The following is a 509-nucleotide window of genomic DNA, read 5'->3' on the forward strand; positions in this document are numbered from 1 at the left end:
TTGTCGATGTAAGAGACAGTATCCTTGTTAAGCAAGAAGAAGAGGTGACGTTAAGTCGTAGTTTCCGTGCGGGGGGAACAGGTGTTATCACCATAGGTAAGGCAGCAGGCGGTACGGAAGTAAGTATTCTTAACAATGAAGGTAAGGAACGGACACTTACCGGTGTGAGTACTGGTGAACTTTCAGAAAGCTCAACGGATGCGGTTAATGGCTCACAGCTTTTTACCACCAATAAAAATGTTACTAAGGTTGCTGAGCATACAGCGAAATATTTTGGTGGTGATGCTAAGTATAAGGATGGTGAATGGACTGCTCCAAGTTTCAAGGTTAAAACTATTAAGGATGATGGTAACTCTGAAGATAAGCAGTATGATAATGTTGCGGATGCGTTAGCAGGAGTAGGAAGTTCATTCACGAATATTCACAAAGAAATTACCAAGGTTGTAGGTGATAGCCTAGTTAAACAGGATAAAGAAACTGATCCTATCAAGATTGGTGGGGAGACAGAT

Annotated in this window: 1 pseudogene; it reads left to right on the top strand. The window is 41.7% G+C overall.

The features are described 5' to 3' along the window. Window positions 1-509, top strand: a pseudogene (locus ACFINU_RS10440) (hypothetical protein); the annotation flags it as partial.

It is taken from the genome of Bartonella sp. AC130YNZD (assembly GCF_042196865.1).
Lineage (GTDB): Bacteria > Pseudomonadota > Alphaproteobacteria > Rhizobiales > Rhizobiaceae > Bartonella.